The organism is Pseudomonas sp. (assembly GCF_049645325.1).
Lineage (GTDB): Bacteria > Pseudomonadota > Gammaproteobacteria > Pseudomonadales > Pseudomonadaceae > Aquipseudomonas.
The window spans coordinates 1-18,640 of sequence record NZ_JBARTQ010000297.1 but is presented as its reverse complement, the minus strand read 5'-3'; the positions used below and the strand labels follow the sequence as shown (position 1 = coordinate 18,640).

The following is an 18,640-nucleotide window of genomic DNA, read 5'->3' as shown; positions in this document are numbered from 1 at the left end:
GAACACCATTGCAAAGAAAAATTGAATTAATTATTTTAAAAAAGAATTTAAATAATCTACCTGAAAAAATCGCCTACGCTAGGACCTTGTTCCGCATGTGCGACGTGTCCGACGGACGAGCACGTATGCATGAAGTCTAGGTCCAGGGAGTGGACGATGGCTGAGGCCTTGATCAATTCCGGTCGGGTCGCCAGCGGCAGGGAAGCAGAGGACCGAGCTATGGCTGTCGAATGGGTAGTCGCTGCGGCTGTGATAGGGGTTGCGAGCGCTGTTTTATGGGTTTTCAGTGCACGGATGACGCGGCGCATTGAAGCCGCCGTTCCGATCAACGGGCGCTTTGTGGAGGTGGAGGGCGAGCGCTTTCATTACGTAGATGAGGGCAAGGGCCCACCGCTGGTCATGATTCATGGGCTGATGGGCAGCAGCCGCAACCTGACCTATGCGTTGTCCGGCCAGTTGCGTGAGCGCTTTCGGGTCATCACCCTCGACCGGCCCGGTTCGGGCTATTCGACCCGGCATTCCGGGACAGCGGCAGGCTTGCCCGCCCAGGCTCGCCAAATAGCCGGCTTCATCAAAACCCTCGACCTGGATAAGCCGCTGGTGCTTGGGCATTCCCTCGGCGGCGCGATTGCGCTGGCGTTGGCGCTTGACCATCCCCATGCGGTGTCCGGGCTGATCCTGGTAGCGCCGCTGACCCATCCTCAACGCGTGTTGCCGCTGGTGTTCCTGTCACTCGCGGTGCGCCCGGCGTGGTTGCGGCGCTGGATGTCACACACCTTGACGATGCCGGTCGGCTTGCTGACCAAGGGCTCGGTGGTAAAGGGCGTGTTCGCACCGGACGCCGCGCCGCCAGACTTCGCCACACGTGGCGGCGGCCTGCTCGGTATGCGTCCCGACAACTTCTACGCCGCTTCCACTGAGATCAACTTGGTCAATGATCACCTGCCGGAAATGGTCAAGCGTTACGCGCAATTGACCCTGCCGATCGGGCTGATTTATGGCGCGCGTGACAAGGTGCTGGACTTCCAGAAACACGGCCAGGCCCTTGCCACAAAGGTGCCGGGCCTGAAGCTGCAGGTGGTGGAGGGGCGCGGGCATATGCTGCCGATTACCGCCACAGAGCGCGTGGCGGCGCTGGTGGAGCAGGTTGCCAAGCGTGTCCGGCCACCGGAAAGCGCCACGCTGTTGCACCCGCCTTTTGCCGTGGCGAATAAATGATCGTGGTCTGCGACTCGCGGTTCAGCAGCGTCAATGCCTGCTTTAGACACCTGACCAAACGGCTGAAAAAGAGACTGCTCGGTCACGTCAAAAAGGCGCCAAGAAACTAGTTGACGACCTAACGATTCCGCGCTATTTATTTAAAAAAATTATTTCAATGTCTTATTTGAAACAATTTTTGAAATGCCTAAGAGCGAATAAAATAATGAAAAAAACGTCTTTTATCGCATGGTTGATTTCTCGGGGCAGTCAGCGCTCCGTGAACCTGTTTACTGTCTTCTCTGTTTGCCTGCCAACCCGCGTTATGCGGAGGTTGCCATGAATCAGACCCTGGCAACCGCGAACATCTGGACCGACGGCAAACGTCATCTGTGGTGGCTCGGCATCATGCCGCTGGCCACCCCGTTGCTCTCCGGCGCACTGGCTATTACGACCGGCGTACAACCGCTGTGGTGGGTCGGTGTGCTGGTGATCTTCGGCTTGATCCCGTTGATCGACGGCCTGCTCGGCGAAGACGTCAGCAACCCGCCCGAGTCCGCCGTCAGCAGCCTTGAATCCCAGCGCTACTACCGCTGGATCGTGTACACCGGTGTGTTGTTTGTCATCTCGTCCGTGATTGTCACCGGCTGGCTTGCCGCCGGCGGCATCGACTGGATCATCAACGGCGGCCTGCTGCACGCCACTGCCAACCTGGACCCTTCAGGCTGGCTGGCAAAAACCGCGGCGTTCATCACCGCCCGCACCGAGTTGCACGGCAGCATCAGTTGGTTCACTTACCTGGGCATGGCGATGTCCACCGGCGCCGCCACCGGCATCGCGATCAATACCGCTCACGAGCTGGGGCACAAACCCAAGCCGCTGGAAGTGTTCCTGGCCAAGGTCACCTTGGCGCCAACCTTCTACGGGCACTTCTACACCGAGCACAACCGTGGCCATCACGTGCGTGTGGCCACGCCGGAAGACCCGGCCAGCTCACGCCTGGGCGAGAGTTTCTGGGCGTTCCTGCCGCGCTCGGTGTGGCACAGCGCAGTGTCGGCCTGGAACCTTGAGCGTGAACGCCTGCGCAAACTCGGCTTGCCGGCCTTGCACTGGAAAAACGCGGTGCTCAGTGCCTGGATGTACAGCGTGGTGTTATGGGGCGCGATGATTGTGTGGCTGGGCGCGGCGGTGATCCCGTTCCTGATCATTCAGGGCATCTACGGGTTCTCGCTGCTGGAGGTGGTCAACTATGTCGAGCACTACGGCCTGAAGCGTCAGAAGTTGCCCAACGGTCGTTATGAACGTTGTTCTCCCCGGCACTCGTGGAACAGTAATCGGATTGTCACCAATATCTTTCTGTTCCAACTACAGCGCCATTCCGATCACCATGCCAATCCGACGCGCAGTTACCAGTCGTTGCGCCACTTTGATGAGTCACCGCAACTTCCCTACGGTTACGCGAGCATGATTGTCTGGGCCTATGTGCCGTACTTGTGGCGGCGTCGGATGGACCGTCGTGTGCTCAATCACTATGCCGGGGATATTACGCTGACCAATCTTCAACCTTCACAACGTTTGAAGTACCTGGAGAAGTACGGTGACAGTTCGACGTCGTTTTAACAGGCATTAATACAGGTGTGGGCGTACGCGGGTATCTACCGCGCAGGTTTCTTTCGCCCACGGTTTACCGGTTTCATTGCACGCACGTTGTTTGACCCTACAACAATAACTTCAAGGGAAGGACGTACACCATGCAAAGCCCTGCCACGTTCACCACGCATATTGTCTTGGCCGCCCTCGGGCTGATTGTGTACCACCAGGCCCAGGCGGCCCGTATAGAGCCTGCGGGCAGCGCCTTTACGGCCCAAGGCCCGATCAGCTTTTCCAAAGGCGCACTGATCAGCGCTGACAGCACGATCAAAGAGGCCGCCAAGGACACGGCCGATGGTTCATCGGTCAATGTCGATAAAGTTGAATTCGACGGCGGCCTCAAGTGCAGCCGTGTCGAGGCCATCAACTTGCCGTGGGTATTAGTTGCCAAGGACACCCGCAGCGGTTCGATGTCGAAGATCAGTGTCGATGTTCACGCGTTTGGCCTGGGTGGCAAGTGCGGCCCTTCAACCGCCGAGGGTACATGGGATAACGCCACCGGCAAGTTGGAAGCCGCAAATGTGCCCATTGGCGAAGACTGCAAGATTAAGGCGGTGTCCATCAAGATGCCGCCGAACTTCAAAGTTGTCGAGTAAGGCAATCCGACTGTTAAAGCGGTAGATGCATTGAAATTTGGCTGGAAAGGGATGTTCTGCAGTTTCACCGTGACCTCTCGTTCATGGCCATTACCCCTGGCGAAAGACTCGCCACAACATGTGAGGAAAAACAATGAAAAGCTTCAAGACCCTCGTTTGTGTTACTTCGTTTGCTCTGTGCGTTGGCGCGGCTTCGATGGCCAGTGCTGCGTCGATCAGCCCTGAAGGTCCATTCACCACCACCGCAGGTTCCATCGTGGTGCAGTCTCCGTCTTCCTTTGGCGGCTCTGTGACCTGTGGCATTACCTTCAGCGGTGTGGTCAGTGGCGGCGTCGCTACCATCAACAATGCCGCGCTCACCGGTGGTGGCCTGTGCGGCCTGCCGACCCTGAAAAGCATCCCGTCGCCAGGCTGGAAGCTGACCGCACTGTCGGGCACCACCGGCCAAGTTGAAAACGTTGGCTACACCATCAAGAAAACCATCGTGATTCCGGCCACCGATTGCGGCCCATCCACCATCAGTGTCACCTGGAACGCGGCGGCTCACACCCTCACGGCTTCCAACCAGGCCCTGAGCGGCGGTTGCAACATTGTATCGCTGACCACCACTGCTGCCGGCCTGACCGTTAACCCATGACGTCGTGTTGCAGAACCAAGGGTTGATCACCCGTTGAAAGGCCGGCACCTCGCCAGAGGTGCCGGCTGATGTGGAAAACCGGCAATGCAATGCCGGACGCGCATAATAATAAGGAGTGCCGCATGATCACTAAGAAACAACAGGCTCAAACACTGCTGGGGCTGGCGATACTGGGGGGGCTGATGACCACGGCGCCCGTGCAGGCAGGTGGCTTCTCCACGCCGACTTACGGCGCCCCAGGCTGGGGCCGGGCGTTCGGCGGCGGTTCCCTGTTCAAGAACGACCCAAGCTCTGCGTTCAATAACCCGGCGGCCATGGCGTTTGTTGACCAATCAGTTGTGCAACAGACCGTCGACTATGCCCGGGTCAAGATCAAATACAGCGGCCAGGCTTACGACTACCAAGGTAATCCGGTCACTAATACCGCGGTGATGCCCGACGGCAGCTTTGATCCCAGTACAGCAACCCTCAACAACAATGACGGCGGCCAGGGTGGTTTTACCGCGTGGTTGCCGACCGGTTTCCTGGTTATTCCCATGGGAGACCGTTTTGCCTTCGGCCTCTCTCAAGTCGTGCCACAAGGCATGCGTACCACCTGGAATGAAAACTCCAAGTTTCGCGATTTCGCCGTGGACACCAAAATCGAAACCGTCGGCCTGACGGGTTCCTTGTCCTTCAAGGTGCGTGACGATTTCTCCATCGGCGGCGGCATTATCGTCCAGCGCAGCCAAGGCTTCGTCAGCCAGAACATCGACTTGTTTTCGGCGGCATCGGTGTCTCCCGGCCTGAGCAACGGCGCGTTTCCACCTGGCGTCGGCACCGCGCTGATGCGCGTCAAGGTCGACAATATTTCCACCGGCTGGTTTACCGGCGTTGTCTGGAAACCGACTGACAATGATTCGTTGGGCTTGAACTACCACGCCAAAATCAAGAACAAGATGACCGGTAAATACAATATCCGGGCAGATGCACTGAACAACGGCTTGATGACCGACGACACCATCTTCGGTAACGGCAAAACCCTGGTCGAAACCGCGTACCCGGGGCTGAAACTGTTTCCCGATGGCGCGCATGCCAGCACCCAGCTGGATATCCCGGCCACCGCCGCGTTCGACTGGGTCCACCAGTTCAACGATCGATGGACCTTGGGCGTCAGCGCCATGTGGACCCAGTGGTCGTCCTTCAAGGACCTGACACTCAAGTCCCAGGGGTCGACGATTGTCGCCATTCCCTACAACTACAAGGACGCCTGGATGTACTCCCTCGGGGGCGACTTCAGGGCCACGGACGAGCTGACCTTGCGCGCCGGTGTAGCGTATGACCAGACCCCGACCCGTAACTCGACGCGTGACCCGCGTATTCCGGATGGCGACCGTTACTTTGCGTCGCTGGGCGCCGGTTACGACATCAAGGCCATTCCCGGCTTGACGTTGGACGCCGCGTATTCGCACCAGTTTGTTGAGAAGGTCAGCATCAAGACCCAAAACGTTGATCGTCTGGGTGGCGGTCGCCTCGACGGTTCGGCCGAGTCTTCAGGCGATATTGTCAGCCTGTCGGCCACTTACAAGTTCTAACGCTGCTGTGAGGCGAGCACCAGGCGCATCCTGGTGCTCGCTCATGAATTTTCCGAATTCCGATTAAAACCGGCTGACGTGCTCAGCCTGTATTTTTTTGCCAAAGCATTAAATAAAAATTTCAAAACAAAATTTGAATTTGTCTGTTCGAGTTTGTAGTGTGGTTTACGCCCGGTTCGCTTCGAGCTGCCGACGTAGTCGCCGTACCCTGAATTGAGTAGAGGTATCCCCATGGTTATCTGGTTATTGGTGGGTGTCGCAGCAGCGATTGCCCTGGCGTATCGGCAAGCGGGCGCCGCTCTTTGGCTGGGCGCCGGCCTCATCTGGTTGGCGATTGGTTACCTGTTCAACGCAGTCGCTGGGCTGGGTGCCACTGTTGCAGCGGTGCTGGTGGTGGTGCCCGCGTTGCTGATGGCGATTAAACCGCTGCGCCGCGCGCTGTTGACCAGCAAGGCATTGACACTGTTTCGTACGGTCATGCCCGCAATGTCCGACACCGAACGCGCCGCGATCGAGTCCGGCACCGTGTGGTGGGATGCCGAGCTGTTCAGCGGCAAGCCCGACTGGCAGCGCCTGCTGCAGGCTGCGCCGGCGAGCCTGAGTGCCGAAGAGCAGGCGTTCATGGACAACGAGGTGGAAGCCCTGTGCGACATCGCCAACGACTGGGAAACCACCCAGGTCTGGCAGGATATGTCCCCCGAAGGCTGGCAGTACACCAAGGACGCCGGGTTCCTCGGCATGATCATTCCCAAGCAATACGGCGGCAAAGGCTTCTCCCACTATGCCCATTCCCAGGTGGTGATGAAGCTGTCGACGCGCTGCTCGGCGGCGGCGATTTCCGTGATGGTGCCCAACTCCCTCGGCCCAGCTGAACTGCTGCTGCATTACGGCACTGACGCCCAGCGCAATTACTACTTGCCGCGTCTGGCGCGCGGCGACGACATCCCGTGTTTTGCGCTGACCAGCCCATACGCGGGCTCCGATGCCGGGGCGATTCCAGACCTGGGCATTGTCTGCAAAGGCCTGCACGACGGTGAACAAGTGCTGGGTTTCAAAGTGACTTGGGACAAGCGCTACATCACCCTTGGCCCGATCGCCACGGTGCTCGGCCTGGCATTTCGCGCGGAAGACCCCGAGGGGCTGCTGGGTGCACCCGGTTCGCTGGGGATCACCTGCGCGCTGATCCCGACGTCTCACCCCGGCGTCAACAGTGGCCGTCGCCACTGGCCATTGAATGCTGTGTTCCAGAACGGTCCAACCACCGGCAAGGACGTGTTCATTCCGCTGGAATGGGTCATCGGTGGCCGCGAACAGGTCGGGAACGGCTGGCGCATGTTGATGGAATGCCTGGCCGCCGGACGCGCCATTTCGCTGCCGTCAGCCAACGTCGGCCTGGCCAAGGTTGCCGTGCGCGGCACCAGCGCTTATGCGGCGATGCGCAAACAGTTCGGCCTGCCCATCGGCAAGTTCGAAGGCGTGCAGGCGCCGCTGGCGCGCATGGCGGGGCATTTGTATGCCTGTGATGCGGTGCGCAAGGTGTCGGTGGCGTCGCTGGACGCGGGTGAAAAACCCTCGGTGATTTCCGCCATCGCCAAATACCACGTCACCGAGCGCGCACGCATCATCGTCAACGACGGCATGGACATCGTCGCGGGCAAAGGCATTTGCATGGGCCCGAATAATTTCCTCGCGCGCGCCTATCAGCAAAGCCCCATCGCCATCACGGTGGAGGGCGCAAACATCATGACCCGCTGCCTGATCATCTTTGGCCAGGGCCTGATTCGCTGCCATCCCTACGTGTTTCGCGAGATGGAAGCGGCGCGCAACCCTGACCGCAGCCAGGCACTGGAAGCGTTCGACAGCGCGATGTTCGGCCACGTGAGTTTTGTGCTGGCCAATACCGTCCGTGCGGCGGTGCATTCGCTGACCGGTGGGCGGCTGATTTCCGCGCCGGCCAAGACCGACCCGGCGCTGGCGTCCTACTACCGCCAGGCCAATCGGCTGTCGGTGGTGCTGGCGTTGATCTCGGATGTGTCCATGGGCGTGCTGGGCGGTGCGCTCAAGCGCAAGGAAAGTATCACCGGGCGCCTGGGCGATATTCTGTCGCAGTTGTACATCCTGTCCTGCGTGCTCAAACGCTTTGAGGACGATGGCCGGCCCCAGGCCGATCTGCCGCTGGTGCACTGGTCGGCGCAGGATGCATTGCTGCGTGCCCATGAAGCCCTTGCCGAAGTGCTCGATAACTATCCCTCCAAAGCCGCCGCCGCACTGGTGCGTGGTGTGAGCTTCCCGTTCGGGATTCCCTTGCGCAAACCCTCGGATCGCCTGTTGGCACAGGTGGCGGAGGTGGTGCAGACCCCGGGGGAAACCCGCGACCGCTTGCTGGCCAATTCCTACGTCCCACGCCCGGAAATCGACAAGTTGGCCTACGGCGAACTGGGTTTGCGCCTGTTGCCGCAGGTCGAGTTGATCGACGCCCGGCTCAAGTCGGCCGTCAAGCTAGGCCTGATCGACCCCATGCCGATTGCCGCCACGGCGTTCAACGACTGGCGCGTCAAGGCGCGGGCGCTGGACCTGATCAGCGATGACGAAGACACCTTGCTCGGCCGCTACGTGGAATACGCCGACCACGGCATCCAGGTCGACGACTTCCCGCAGGACTTCGGTTTGCTGGAGGCCTTGCAGCTGCGGCAACAGGCGCTCGGGCAGGCGGCCAAGCCCAGCGCCGCGCGCCGCAGCAGCCAAAGCGAAAACGCCCCGGTCAACTAGGGAAACCCACGATCAATGTGGGAGCTGGCTTGCCTGCGATAGCGGTGTGTCAGGTCTATCGCTACCGCAGGCAAGCCAGCTCCCACCCTTGAACACTGTGTTGTGAGTGAATCTATCTATGAGTGACAGCTACCTGGCGTTCGTCAATTCCCTCTGGGGCCGGCGCCTGGCCCAGGCCATCGGGCTGCCGCAACCCTTGGCGCTGCAACGCCATCGCACGGGCCAGCAAGGCCTGGCCAACCCGGTAATCGTCGCCGGGGCAGGGCGCCTGACGGCACAGGTGCAGCAGATTTTCAGCGCCACCGACACCGTCGCCGCCACCCCGGCGACCCTCAAGGCGCCGTCCACGGTCAAGGTGCAGGGCGCGGTGTTCGACGCCAGCGGCGTGGTCGACCTGCAGCAGCTCGACGAGCTGTATGTGTTCTTCCACGCCAACGCCAAGCGCCTCGGCCAGCATGGCCGCGTGGTCGTGCTCGGCACCGCGCCCGAACACTGCAAGGACTTGCCCCAGGCCATCGCCCAGCGCGCGCTGGAGGGCTTGGTGCGCTCGCTGGCCAAGGAGTTGCGGCGGGCGATCACCGTGCAATTGATCTACGTCGCGCCAGGCGCTGAGGCAGCAGTGGAGAGCAGCTTGCGTTTCTTCCTGTCGCGCCGTTCGGCCTATGTGTCTGGGCAAGTGGTGCGCCTGGAAAAACCGGTGGACGGCTATGTTGCCGTCGACTGGGACAAACCTTTCGCCGGGCGGCGTGCGCTGGTCACCGGCGCTTCCCGTGGCATCGGCCTGGCGATTGCCCAAGTGTTGGCGCGCGACGGCGCCCACGTGGTGTGCGTGGACGTGCCCCAGGCCCAGCTGGAGTTACAGCACGCCGCGACCTCGGTAGGCGGTTCGGCGTTGCCACTGGACATCACGGCTTCGGATGCCGCTGCGCTGTTGCAAGCCCACACCAGCCAATACGGCGCCTTCGACGTGGTGGTGCACAACGCCGGCATCACCCGCGACAAGACTATCGCCAAGATGACCGAGGCGGCGTGGCGCAGTGTGCTGTCAGTCAACCTGGAAGCACCCTTGCAACTGAGTAACGCCTTGCTCGATGGCCAGGGGCTGAACCCGGGCGGGCGGATTGTGTGCGTGTCGTCGATTTCCGGCATCGCCGGCAACCTGGGGCAGAGCAATTATGCGACGTCCAAGGCCGGGGTGATCGGCCTGGTGCAAGGGCTGGCCCCGCGTGCGGCGGCGCTGCAGGTCACGGTAAATGCCGTGGCGCCGGGGTTTATCGAAACCCGGATGACCGCAAAAATTCCGCTGATGATCCGCGAAGCCGGGCGGCGCATGAACTCTTTGTCCCAAGGCGGCCAGCCAATCGATGTGGCCGAGACCATCGCCTGGTTGGCGCACCCGGCGTCCGGCGCAATCAATGGCCAGGTCGTACGCGTGTGCGGCCAAAGCCTGCTGGGAGCTTGAGCCATGGACTACGTGACGCAGATCATCGACCCACTCCCATCGCGCATCACACTGTTATTGGACGGCGTACGCGCCTTGCGCAAACCCACGCCCGACGGCGCGCCAGTGCTGCCGCAAGCGCGCCTGGTGCGCTCAGCCGTGGAACTGTCGGCCAGCGGCCTCGCGGCGTATGCCCGTGCCTGCGGGTTTCGCCGCGAGCAAGGCGTGCCGCTGTCCTATCCGCACGTGCTGGCGTTCCCTTTGCACCTGATGCTGCTGACCCGGCCCAGCTTCCCGTACCCGGCCAGCGGCATGGTGCACCTGGCCAATCGCATCCATCAGCATCAGCGGTTGGAGGCGGGCCAGTCCTTGCGCCTCGAAGTGTTTTGCGAACGCTGGGTGGCCCACCCCAAGGGCCAGGCCTTGAGCATTGCGACCCGGGCTTACAGCGCAGGCGCTTTGGTCTGGGAAAGCGACAGCCTCTACCTGCGCCGTGATGTAAAAAATCCCACAGGCGAACCCTGGAACGACGCCTTGCCCTTGCAGGAAGAAGGCCTAGTGCGCACCCAACGCTGGGTATTGCCCGCTGACCTCGGCCGGCGGTTTGCTCATGTGTCGGGGGATTTCAACCCGATCCACACCTCGGTGATTGGCGCAAAAATCTTCGGTTTCCGCCGCGCCATCGCCCATGGCATGTGGACCCTGGGCCGCGCGCTGGCCGCCCAGCAACCTCCCGGTGGGCTAGAGGTTGCCCAAGCCCACTGCGACTTCAAACTGCCGATCTTCCTGCCCGGCCAGGTCGCCCTGTGGAACCACCCCGCGAGCGGCCCGCGCCGTGAATTCGAAGTGCGCAATATCGCCGGGGATAAACCCCATATGCGCGGACTGTTTATCTGGAAGGACAGCCTGGAATGAGAACCGCCAATGAGTGACTACAGCTTCACCCCGGCCCCGACTCGCCGCGTGGCGATTATCGGCGGCAACCGCATTCCCTTTGCCCGTTCCAACACGGCGTATGCCCACGACAGCAACCAGGATTTGCTGGTGGCCGCGCTGCAAGGCCTGATCGGCCGCTTCAACCTGCACGGCCAGCGCCTCGGGGAGTTCGCCGCCGGCGCGGTGATCAAGCATTCGCGGGACTTCAACCTGGCACGCGAGTCGCTGTTGTCCACGACTTTGTCGCCGGACACGCCGGCGTACGACGTGCAACAAGCCTGCGGCACCGGCCTGGAAGCCGCGCTGCTGGTGGCGAATAAAATCGCCCTGGGCCAGATTGATGTGGGTATTGCCGGCGGTGCCGACACCACATCCGACGCGCCCATCGGCCTCAATGAATCGCTGCGCCATACCCTGCTGGCGGCCAATCGTGCCAAGGGCATGGGCGCCAAGTTGAAGACGTTGCTGAAGGTGCGGCCGTCGATGTTTTTCAAACCGTTGCTGCCGCGCAATGGCGAGCCGCGCACGGGGCTGTCGATGGGCGAGCACTGCGAGGAAATGGCCAAGCGCTGGCAGATCAGGCGGCTGGCCCAGGATGAGCTGACCCTCACCAGCCACCAGCGCCTGGACTCGGCCTATACCCGCGGCTTCTTTGATGACCTGATCAGCCCGTATCGCGGCCTGAAACGGGATAACAACCTGCGCAGCGATGCCAGCCTGGAGAAGCTAGCGGGCCTGTCGCCCGCCTATGACCGGCACAACGGCACCCTCACGGCGGGCAATTCCACGCCGCTGACGGATGGCGCCTCGGTGGTGCTGCTGGCCAGTGAAGAATGGGCCGCTGAACACGGCTGGCCAGTCTTGGCCTATCTGCGCACGGGCGAAACGGCGGCGGTCAATTTTGTCGACGGCACCGAAGGTCTGCTGATGGCGCCGACCTACGCCGTGCCGCGCATGCTCAAGCGTGAAGGCCTGAGCTTTGCCGACTTTGACTTCTTTGAGATCCACGAAGCGTTTGCTGCCCAAGTGCTGTGCACGCTCAAGGCCTGGGAAGACGCCGATTATTGCCGCGACCGCCTGGGCCTGGACGCGCCGCTGGGCGTGATTGACCGCGCGAAGATCAACGTCAACGGCGGCTCCCTCGGTTGCGGCCACCCGTTCGCCGCCACGGGCGGGCGGCAGCTGGCGGCGCTGGCCAAGACCATCCACGAAAACGGTGGCGGGCGCGGGCTGATTTCAATCTGTGCGGCGGGCGGGTTGGGCATTACCGCCATCGTTGAAAAGTAGCGCTTTCAAAACAATAACAACAAGGAGACTGCCATGAACGCTGTAAGCCTGGAACACACCGAGCGGGTCTGGTTGAACGCATACCTGCCGGGCGTGCCGGCAGACATTGAGGCCGGCATTGAGGCGTACCCGTCGTTGCGCGAGGTGTTCCTGGAACACCTGGAAAAATTTCGCGAGCGGGTCGCCTACGTCAGCATCGGCACCGAAATGACCTATGCCGATTGGCGCGTGCAAGGCCACGCATTCGCCGCGTGGTTGCAGGGCCAGGGCGTGAAGAAGGGCGACCGCGTGGCCTTGATGATGCCCAACTGCTTGCAGTATCCGATCTGCCTGTTGGGCACAATCCTGGCCGGTGCGGTGGTGGTCAACGTCAACCCGCTGTACACCTCCCATGAGCTCAAGCATTTGCTCAAGGACAGCGAAGCCGAAACCGTGGTGATCTTCGAAAACTTCGCCCGTACCCTTGAAAAAGTGATCGAAGGCAGCAGCGTCAAACGCGTGGTGGTGGCCGCCATCGGCGATTTGCTCGGCACCTTCAAAGGCGCCGCGATGAACTTCATTCTGCGCAGCGTGCAAAAGCAGGTGCCTGCGTTCAACTTGCGCGGTTCAGTGCGCTTTAATCAGGTGCTCAAGCAAGGACGGGCGCTGAACCACTTCCCGGTGGCCATGGCCCTTGATGACCTCGCGTTCCTGCAATACACCGGTGGCACCACGGGCGACGCCAAGGGCGTGATGCTCAGCCACCGCAATATTATCGCCAACTTGCTGCAAGCCAAGGCCTGGGTCGGTGACCAACTGGACCAGGACAAACAGGAAACCAACGTCACCCTGCTGCCGCTGTACCACATCTTTTCCCTGACCGTGAATTGCCTGATGTTCATGTGCCTGGGCGGGCGCAACATCCTGATCGCCAACCCGCGTGACGTGAAGCGTGTGCAGATGATTCTGCGCAAGGAGCGCTTCAATGGCATCGCCGGGGTCAACACGCTGTTTAACGGCTTGCTGGAGAATAAAGAATTTTGTGCGCGGGACTTTTCCGACCTGCGCATGGTAATCGCCGGTGGCATGGCGACGCACACGGCCGTGGCCAAGCGCTGGAAGGAAGTCACCGGGTTGCCGATTATCGAAGGCTACGGCCTGACGGAGTGTTCGCCGGTGGTCAGCATCAGCCCCATCGACATCAAGCGCATGCGCGAGATGGAGTTCACCGGCAGCATCGGCGTGCCGTTGCCGTCGACCTGGGTGCGCTTTATCCGAGAGGACGGGCAGTTGGCCGACATCGGCGAGCAAGGCGAGCTGCAAGTGCGCGGCCCGCAAGTCATGCAGGGTTACTGGAAGCGGCCCAAGGAAACCGCCGAAGTGCTCGACCGCGAAGGCTGGCTGTCGACCGGTGATATCGGCGTGATGGATGCGCGCGGCTATATCCGCCTGGTGGACCGCAAGAAAGACATGATCCTGGTCTCGGGTTTCAACGTGTACCCGAATGAAATCGAAGACGTGGTGGCGTTGCACCCTGGTGTGGGTGAAGTGGCGGCGATCGGCGTGGAAGATGGCGTGGCCGGGGAGAGGGTCAAGATCATCGTGGTGCGCAAAGACCCGAACCTGACCCAGGAACAGATCCTTGCGCATTGCCGGGAATACCTGACGGGGTACAAGGTGCCCAAGTACGTAGAGTTCCGGACCATGGAATTACCTAAAACCACGGTGGGCAAGGTGCTGCGCCGGGCGTTGCGCTGACCGTAAAGTGTTTGAGATACAGAGGTGCGCAGGGGGCTTGCCCCTCCTGGCACTTTAAACCGTGTCGACTTTGACCCAGCGCTCCTCGGCGGCGGCCACCCGAATCGCCGTCGCCAGCCGTTCCACCGCCCACGCCGCTTCAAAGTCAGTGCCGTCCGCGCCCTGGCCCGCCAGCGCCATGATCAGCTCCTGGACTTCCAGCGTTTTCAACTCGTTGTAGCCCAGTTGGTGGCCTGCGGCCGGGCTGAACGCGGCATAGCCGGGCAGGGCGGGACCGGCGAGCAGGCGCTGGAAACCGTCCTGGCCGACACGGCACACCTGCAGTTCATTCAAGCGTTCCTGATCGAATACCAACGTGCCCTTGGTTCCGCTGATTTCAAAACTCAGGTGGTTTTTATAGCCGTGCTTGAGCCAACTGCTGCTCACCGTGCCCCGCGCGCCATTGGCAAAACGCAGCAGCGCGTGCACCTGGTCATCCACGGCAATGGCTTTGAGGTCGCGACTGCCTTTGACGGCGGGGCGTTGCGCATGCACGGTCTGGGTGTCGGCACACACACTGACCACATCACCGACCAGGTACACCGCCATCGACAGCAAATGACTGCCCAGGTCCGCCAGTGCGCCGCCGGCATGCGCCACTTCGCAGCGCCACGACCAGGGCGAGGTGGGGTCAGCCATGAAATCTTCGCTGAATTCCCCTTGAAAGCTGATGATCTCGCCCAACTCGCCATTGGCAATCATCTGCCGCGCCAGGCTGATCATTGGGTTGTGCTGGTAGTTGTAGCCAACCCGCGTCACCACCCCGGCGGCACTCGCGGCGCGGCGCATTGCGTCGGCTTGCTCCAGGCTGACAGCCAGGGGCTTTTCGCAGTACACCGCCTTGCCCGCCGCAATCGCAGCCATGGCCATGGGGTAGTGCAGGTGGTTGGGCGTGGTGATCGCCACGACGTCGACCTTGGGGTCGTTGATCAAGGCCTGCCAGTCGCCATGGGCTTGGGCAAACCCCCAGGCGTTGGCGCATCGCTGGGCGCGCTCGGTGTCGGCATCGGCCAGGGCGGCCAGCCTGAGGGTTATTGGCAGTTCGAATACCGCGCGCGCGTTATTGAAAGCCAGCGCGTGGGCGCGCCCCATGAAGCCTGTGCCAATCAAGCCGATTCCGAGTTCACGCATCGCCGTGGTCCTTTGAATTATTGTTTTCAAGAACGCCATTAATGGAATAAAAATTCCTTAATTTCAATAGATGGAACAAAAATTCATTTGTGCGCGGGCAATCAGCCTGACGAATGCAGCGATATTCAGGCCCTGACGAAAGGCCATCAGTTAACAAAAGATAACGTAGCGCCGATTGTCAGACGATTCGAAAGCCCGATAGGATGGCCCCTGCTTCCTCCAGGCGCTCTAGATTGCAGGTTTCAGAGCCCGGGAAGGCGAGACGACCTAACAATAATAAATGGGGAGAAAGGTCTATGAGTGAGCCTGTCATGGGTTGGGTTGTTTGCCGCCCGCGCGCCGCACGCAGGGTTGCGTTGCTGGCCACAGCGCTCTCGCTGCTTGCCGGTGCCGTGTTGTCCACGCCCGTGCTGGCGGCCAGTGATACCGTCGCTCAGCCGGTGTTTGCGATTGAATCCCCCAAGGCCGCCAAAGGCCTGATGATCGATGTGGTGCATGCCGGCAAACGCCTGGTGGCCGTTGGTGATCGCGGGCATATCCTCTATTCCGATGACCAGGGCAATACCTGGACCCAAGCCAAAGTCCCCACCCGCCAGTTGCTCACAGCCGTGTTTTTTGCCGATGACAAACACGGCTGGGCCGTGGGCCACGATGCGCAAATTCTTGCCAGCATCGACGGTGGCGCCACCTGGACCCAGCAATACCAAGACCTCAAGCGCGAAGCGCCGTTGCTCGACATCTGGTTCAAGGACGCCGAACACGGCCTGGCCGTGGGCGCCTACGGTGCGTTGATCGAGACCACCGATGGCGGGAAAACCTGGAACGACGTCAGTGACCGCCTGGATAACGAAGACCAATACCACCTCAACGCCATCGCCGCGATCAAGGACGCCGGGCTGTTTATCGTGGGCGAGCAAGGCAGCATGTTTCGCTCCAGCGATGACGGCCAGACTTGGGAAAAACTCGAAGGCCCTTACGAGGGCTCGCTGTTTGGCGTGATCAGCACGGCGCAACCGCAGACGCTGCTGGCCTATGGTTTGCGCGGCAATCTTTACCGCTCCACGGATTTTGGCAGCACCTGGGAGCAGGTCGAGCTGAATGCGGCGCGGGGCGCCCTGGAATTTGGCCTGTCGGGCGCCACCTTGCTGGACGACGGCGCCATCGTCGTGGTCGGCAACGGCGGCAGCGTGGTGGTCAGCCACGACGATGGCCAGACCTTCAGCGTGTTCAACCGCCCCGACCGGATCTCACTGTCGGCGGTGACAGCGGCAGGCAACGGCAACTTGATTCTGGTCGGGCAGGGTGGCGTCCGTATTGCCACGCCCACCGGCGCCGAACCGACAAAACAATAAGAAGGCGGGGAAAGCATGAGCAGTCATCACAACGATAAAGCGACCTTTCTTGAGCGCCTGATCTTCAATAACCGCCCGGCAGTGATCGTCATTTGCCTGGTGGTGAGCATTTTCCTGTTCTGGCAGGCGACGTTGATTCGCCCCTCCACCAGCTTTGAAAAGATGATCCCGCTGAAACATCCCTTCATCGAAAAGATGATGGAACACCGCAATGACCTGGCGAACCTGGGCAACACGGTGCGCATTTCGGTGGAGGCCAAGGACGGCGACATCTTCAGCCAGGCGTACATGGAGACCCTGCGCCAGATCAACGACGAAGTGTTCTACATTTCCGGCGTCGACCGCTCCGGCCTCAAGTCGCTGTGGAGCCCCAGCGTGCGCTGGACCGAAGTGACCGAAGAAGGCTTTGCCGGCGGTGAAGTGATCCCGCAAAGCTACAACGGTTCGCCGGAAAGCCTCGATCAACTGCGCAACAACGTGCTCAAGTCCGGGCAGGTCGGGCGCCTGGTGTCCAACGACTTCAAATCGAGCATCGTTGATATACCGCTGCTGGAGTCTTACCCGGACCCGCAGGACCAGGGCAAGTTGCTCGCCCTCGATTACCGCAAGTTCTCCCATGAACTCGAAGACAAAATCCGCGACAAATTTGAAGCGCAGAACCCCAACGTCAAGATCCACATCGTCGGGTTTGCCAAGAAGGTCGGTGACCTGATCGACGGCCTGGTGATGGTGGTGATGTTCTTCGGCATTGCGTTCGTCATCACTCTGATACTGCTGCTGTGGTTCACCAACTGCCTGCGCAGCACCATCGCGGTGTTGAGCACCACGCTGGTGGCGGTGGTCTGGCAACTGGGGCTGATGCACTTTTTCGGGTTTGGCCTCGATCCGTACTCAATGCTGGTGCCATTCCTGATTTTCGCCATCGGCATTTCCCATGGCGTGCAGAAGATCAACGGTATCGCGCTGCAATCAAGTGAGGCGGACAACGCGCTGACGGCGGCGCGCCGCACCTTCCGGCAACTGTTCCTGCCGGGGATGATCGCGATTCTCGCCGACGCGGTGGGCTTCATCACGCTGCTGATCATCGACATTGGCGTGATCCGCGAGCTGGCCATCGGCGCGTCCATCGGCGTGGCCGTGATCGTGTTTACCAACCTGATCCTGTTGCCGGTGGCGATCTCCTATGTCGGCATCAGCAAACGCGCCATCGCCAAAAGCAAGAAAGACGCGCACCGCGAACATCCGTTCTGGCGCCTGCTGTCCAAGTTTGCCAGCCCGAAAGTCGCCCCCGTGTCGATTGCGCTGGCACTCGTGGCCTTTGGTGGCGGCCTCTGGTACAGCCAGAACCTGAAGATCGGCGACCTCGACCAGGGCGCGCCGGAATTGCGCCCGGACTCGCGTTACAACAAGGACAACAACTTCATCATCAACAATTACTCCACCAGCTCCGATGTGCTGGTGGTGATGGTCAAGACCAAGGCCGAAGGTTGCTCGCGTTATGAAGCCATGGCGCCCATCGACCAATTGATGTGGAAGATGCAGAACACCGAGGGCGTGCAATCGGCCATCTCGCTGGTGACGGTGTCCAAGCAGATGATCAAGGGCATGAACGAGGGCAACCTGAAATGGGAAACGCTGTCGCGTAACCCGGACGTGCTGAACAACTCCATCGCGCGTGCCGATGGCCTGTACAACAACAACTGCTCGCTGGCACCGGTACTGGTGTTCCTCAACGACCACAAGGCTGAAACCCTTGACCGCGCGGTTCACGCCGTGCAGGACTTCGCCAAGGAAAACAACAAGGACGGCCTGGAATTTATCCTCGCCGCCGGTAACGCCGGGATCGAGGCGGCCACCAATGAGGTGATCAAGGAATCGGAACTGACCATCCTGATCCTGGTGTACCTGTGCGTAGCGACAATGTGCATGATCACCTTCCGCTCCTGGGCGGCGACCCTGTGCATCGTGCTGCCGCTGGTGCTGACCTCGGTGCTGGGCAACGCACTGATGGCGTTCATGGGCATCGGTGTCAAGGTCGCGACCTTGCCGGTGGTGGCCCTGGGTGTGGGGATTGGCGTGGATTACGGCATCTACATCTACAGCCGCCTGGAGAGCTTCCTGCGCGCCGGCTTGCCGCTGCAAGAGGCGTATTACCAGACGCTCAAGTCCACCGGTAAAGCCGTACTGTTTACCGGCCTGTGCCTGGCGATCGGCGTGTGCACCTGGATCTTCTCGGCCATCAAGTTCCAGGCCGACATGGGCCTTATGCTCACGTTCATGCTGCTGTGGAACAT

The 18,640-nt window shown here is 60.9% G+C and carries 13 protein-coding genes; 12 read left to right on the top strand and 1 reads right to left on the bottom strand.

The window, feature by feature from the left end; all coding sequences use genetic code 11:
- Positions 1-219 precede the first annotated feature (219 nt).
- The 10 genes from WBB95_RS13380 to WBB95_RS13335 all read left to right on the top strand — a co-directional run bounded on the left by WBB95_RS13380 (position 220) and on the right by WBB95_RS13335 (position 13,824).
- Positions 220-1,218 carry an alpha/beta fold hydrolase gene (locus tag WBB95_RS13380; RefSeq protein WP_424488009.1) on the top strand — a complete coding sequence of 333 codons (999 nt, stop codon included), beginning with the start codon at positions 220-222 and terminating at the stop codon, positions 1,216-1,218.
- Between the two features lie 318 nt (positions 1,219-1,536).
- A complete protein-coding gene (locus tag WBB95_RS13375; protein ID WP_424488008.1) occupies positions 1,537-2,817 on the top strand; it encodes an alkane 1-monooxygenase in 1,281 nt (426 codons plus the stop codon).
- Between the two features lie 131 nt (positions 2,818-2,948).
- Positions 2,949-3,443, top strand: a complete 495-nt coding sequence (praA, locus tag WBB95_RS13370; RefSeq protein WP_424488007.1) for an alkane oxidation protein activator PraA — start codon at positions 2,949-2,951, stop codon at positions 3,441-3,443.
- 133 nt (positions 3,444-3,576) lie between these two features.
- Positions 3,577-4,080, top strand: coding sequence for an alkane oxidation protein activator PraB (gene praB / locus WBB95_RS13365; RefSeq protein WP_424488006.1), 504 nt, complete (start codon positions 3,577-3,579; stop codon positions 4,078-4,080).
- Between the two features lie 122 nt (positions 4,081-4,202).
- Positions 4,203-5,654 (top strand): outer membrane protein transport protein, encoded by a 1,452-nt coding sequence (locus WBB95_RS13360; RefSeq protein ID WP_424488005.1) that lies wholly within the window; start codon positions 4,203-4,205, stop codon positions 5,652-5,654.
- A gap of 231 nt (positions 5,655-5,885) precedes the next feature.
- On the top strand, positions 5,886-8,423 hold the full coding sequence (locus tag WBB95_RS13355) for an acyl-CoA dehydrogenase (RefSeq protein WP_424488004.1): 2,538 nt from the start codon (positions 5,886-5,888) through the stop codon (positions 8,421-8,423).
- A 118-nt stretch (positions 8,424-8,541) separates the two neighbouring features.
- Positions 8,542-9,885, top strand: a complete 1,344-nt coding sequence (locus tag WBB95_RS13350; protein WP_424488003.1) for a 3-oxoacyl-ACP reductase — start codon at positions 8,542-8,544, stop codon at positions 9,883-9,885.
- A gap of 3 nt (positions 9,886-9,888) precedes the next feature.
- Complete coding sequence (locus WBB95_RS13345; RefSeq protein ID WP_424488002.1) at positions 9,889-10,779, top strand: MaoC/PaaZ C-terminal domain-containing protein; 891 nt, start codon at positions 9,889-9,891, stop codon at positions 10,777-10,779.
- Positions 10,780-10,788: 9 nt separating this feature from the next.
- Positions 10,789-12,087, top strand: coding sequence for an acetyl-CoA C-acetyltransferase (locus tag WBB95_RS13340; protein WP_424488001.1), 1,299 nt, complete (start codon positions 10,789-10,791; stop codon positions 12,085-12,087).
- Positions 12,088-12,120: 33 nt separating this feature from the next.
- Positions 12,121-13,824 carry an AMP-binding protein gene (locus WBB95_RS13335; RefSeq protein WP_424488000.1) on the top strand — a complete coding sequence of 568 codons (1,704 nt, stop codon included), beginning with the start codon at positions 12,121-12,123 and terminating at the stop codon, positions 13,822-13,824.
- A gap of 54 nt (positions 13,825-13,878) precedes the next feature.
- Here the strand turns inward: WBB95_RS13335 and WBB95_RS13330 are convergent, their stop codons facing one another.
- Positions 13,879-14,994, bottom strand: a complete 1,116-nt coding sequence (locus tag WBB95_RS13330) for a Gfo/Idh/MocA family protein (RefSeq protein ID WP_424487999.1) — start codon at positions 14,992-14,994, stop codon at positions 13,879-13,881.
- Positions 14,995-15,290: 296 nt separating this feature from the next.
- Between WBB95_RS13330 and WBB95_RS13325 the strand changes: the two genes are divergently transcribed.
- Both WBB95_RS13325 and WBB95_RS13320 read left to right on the top strand, forming a co-directional pair.
- On the top strand, positions 15,291-16,346 hold the full coding sequence (locus WBB95_RS13325) for a WD40/YVTN/BNR-like repeat-containing protein (RefSeq protein WP_424487998.1): 1,056 nt from the start codon (positions 15,291-15,293) through the stop codon (positions 16,344-16,346).
- Positions 16,347-16,361: 15 nt separating this feature from the next.
- On the top strand, positions 16,362-18,640 hold a 2,279-nt coding region (locus WBB95_RS13320; RefSeq protein ID WP_424487997.1), incomplete at its 3' end, for an efflux RND transporter permease subunit.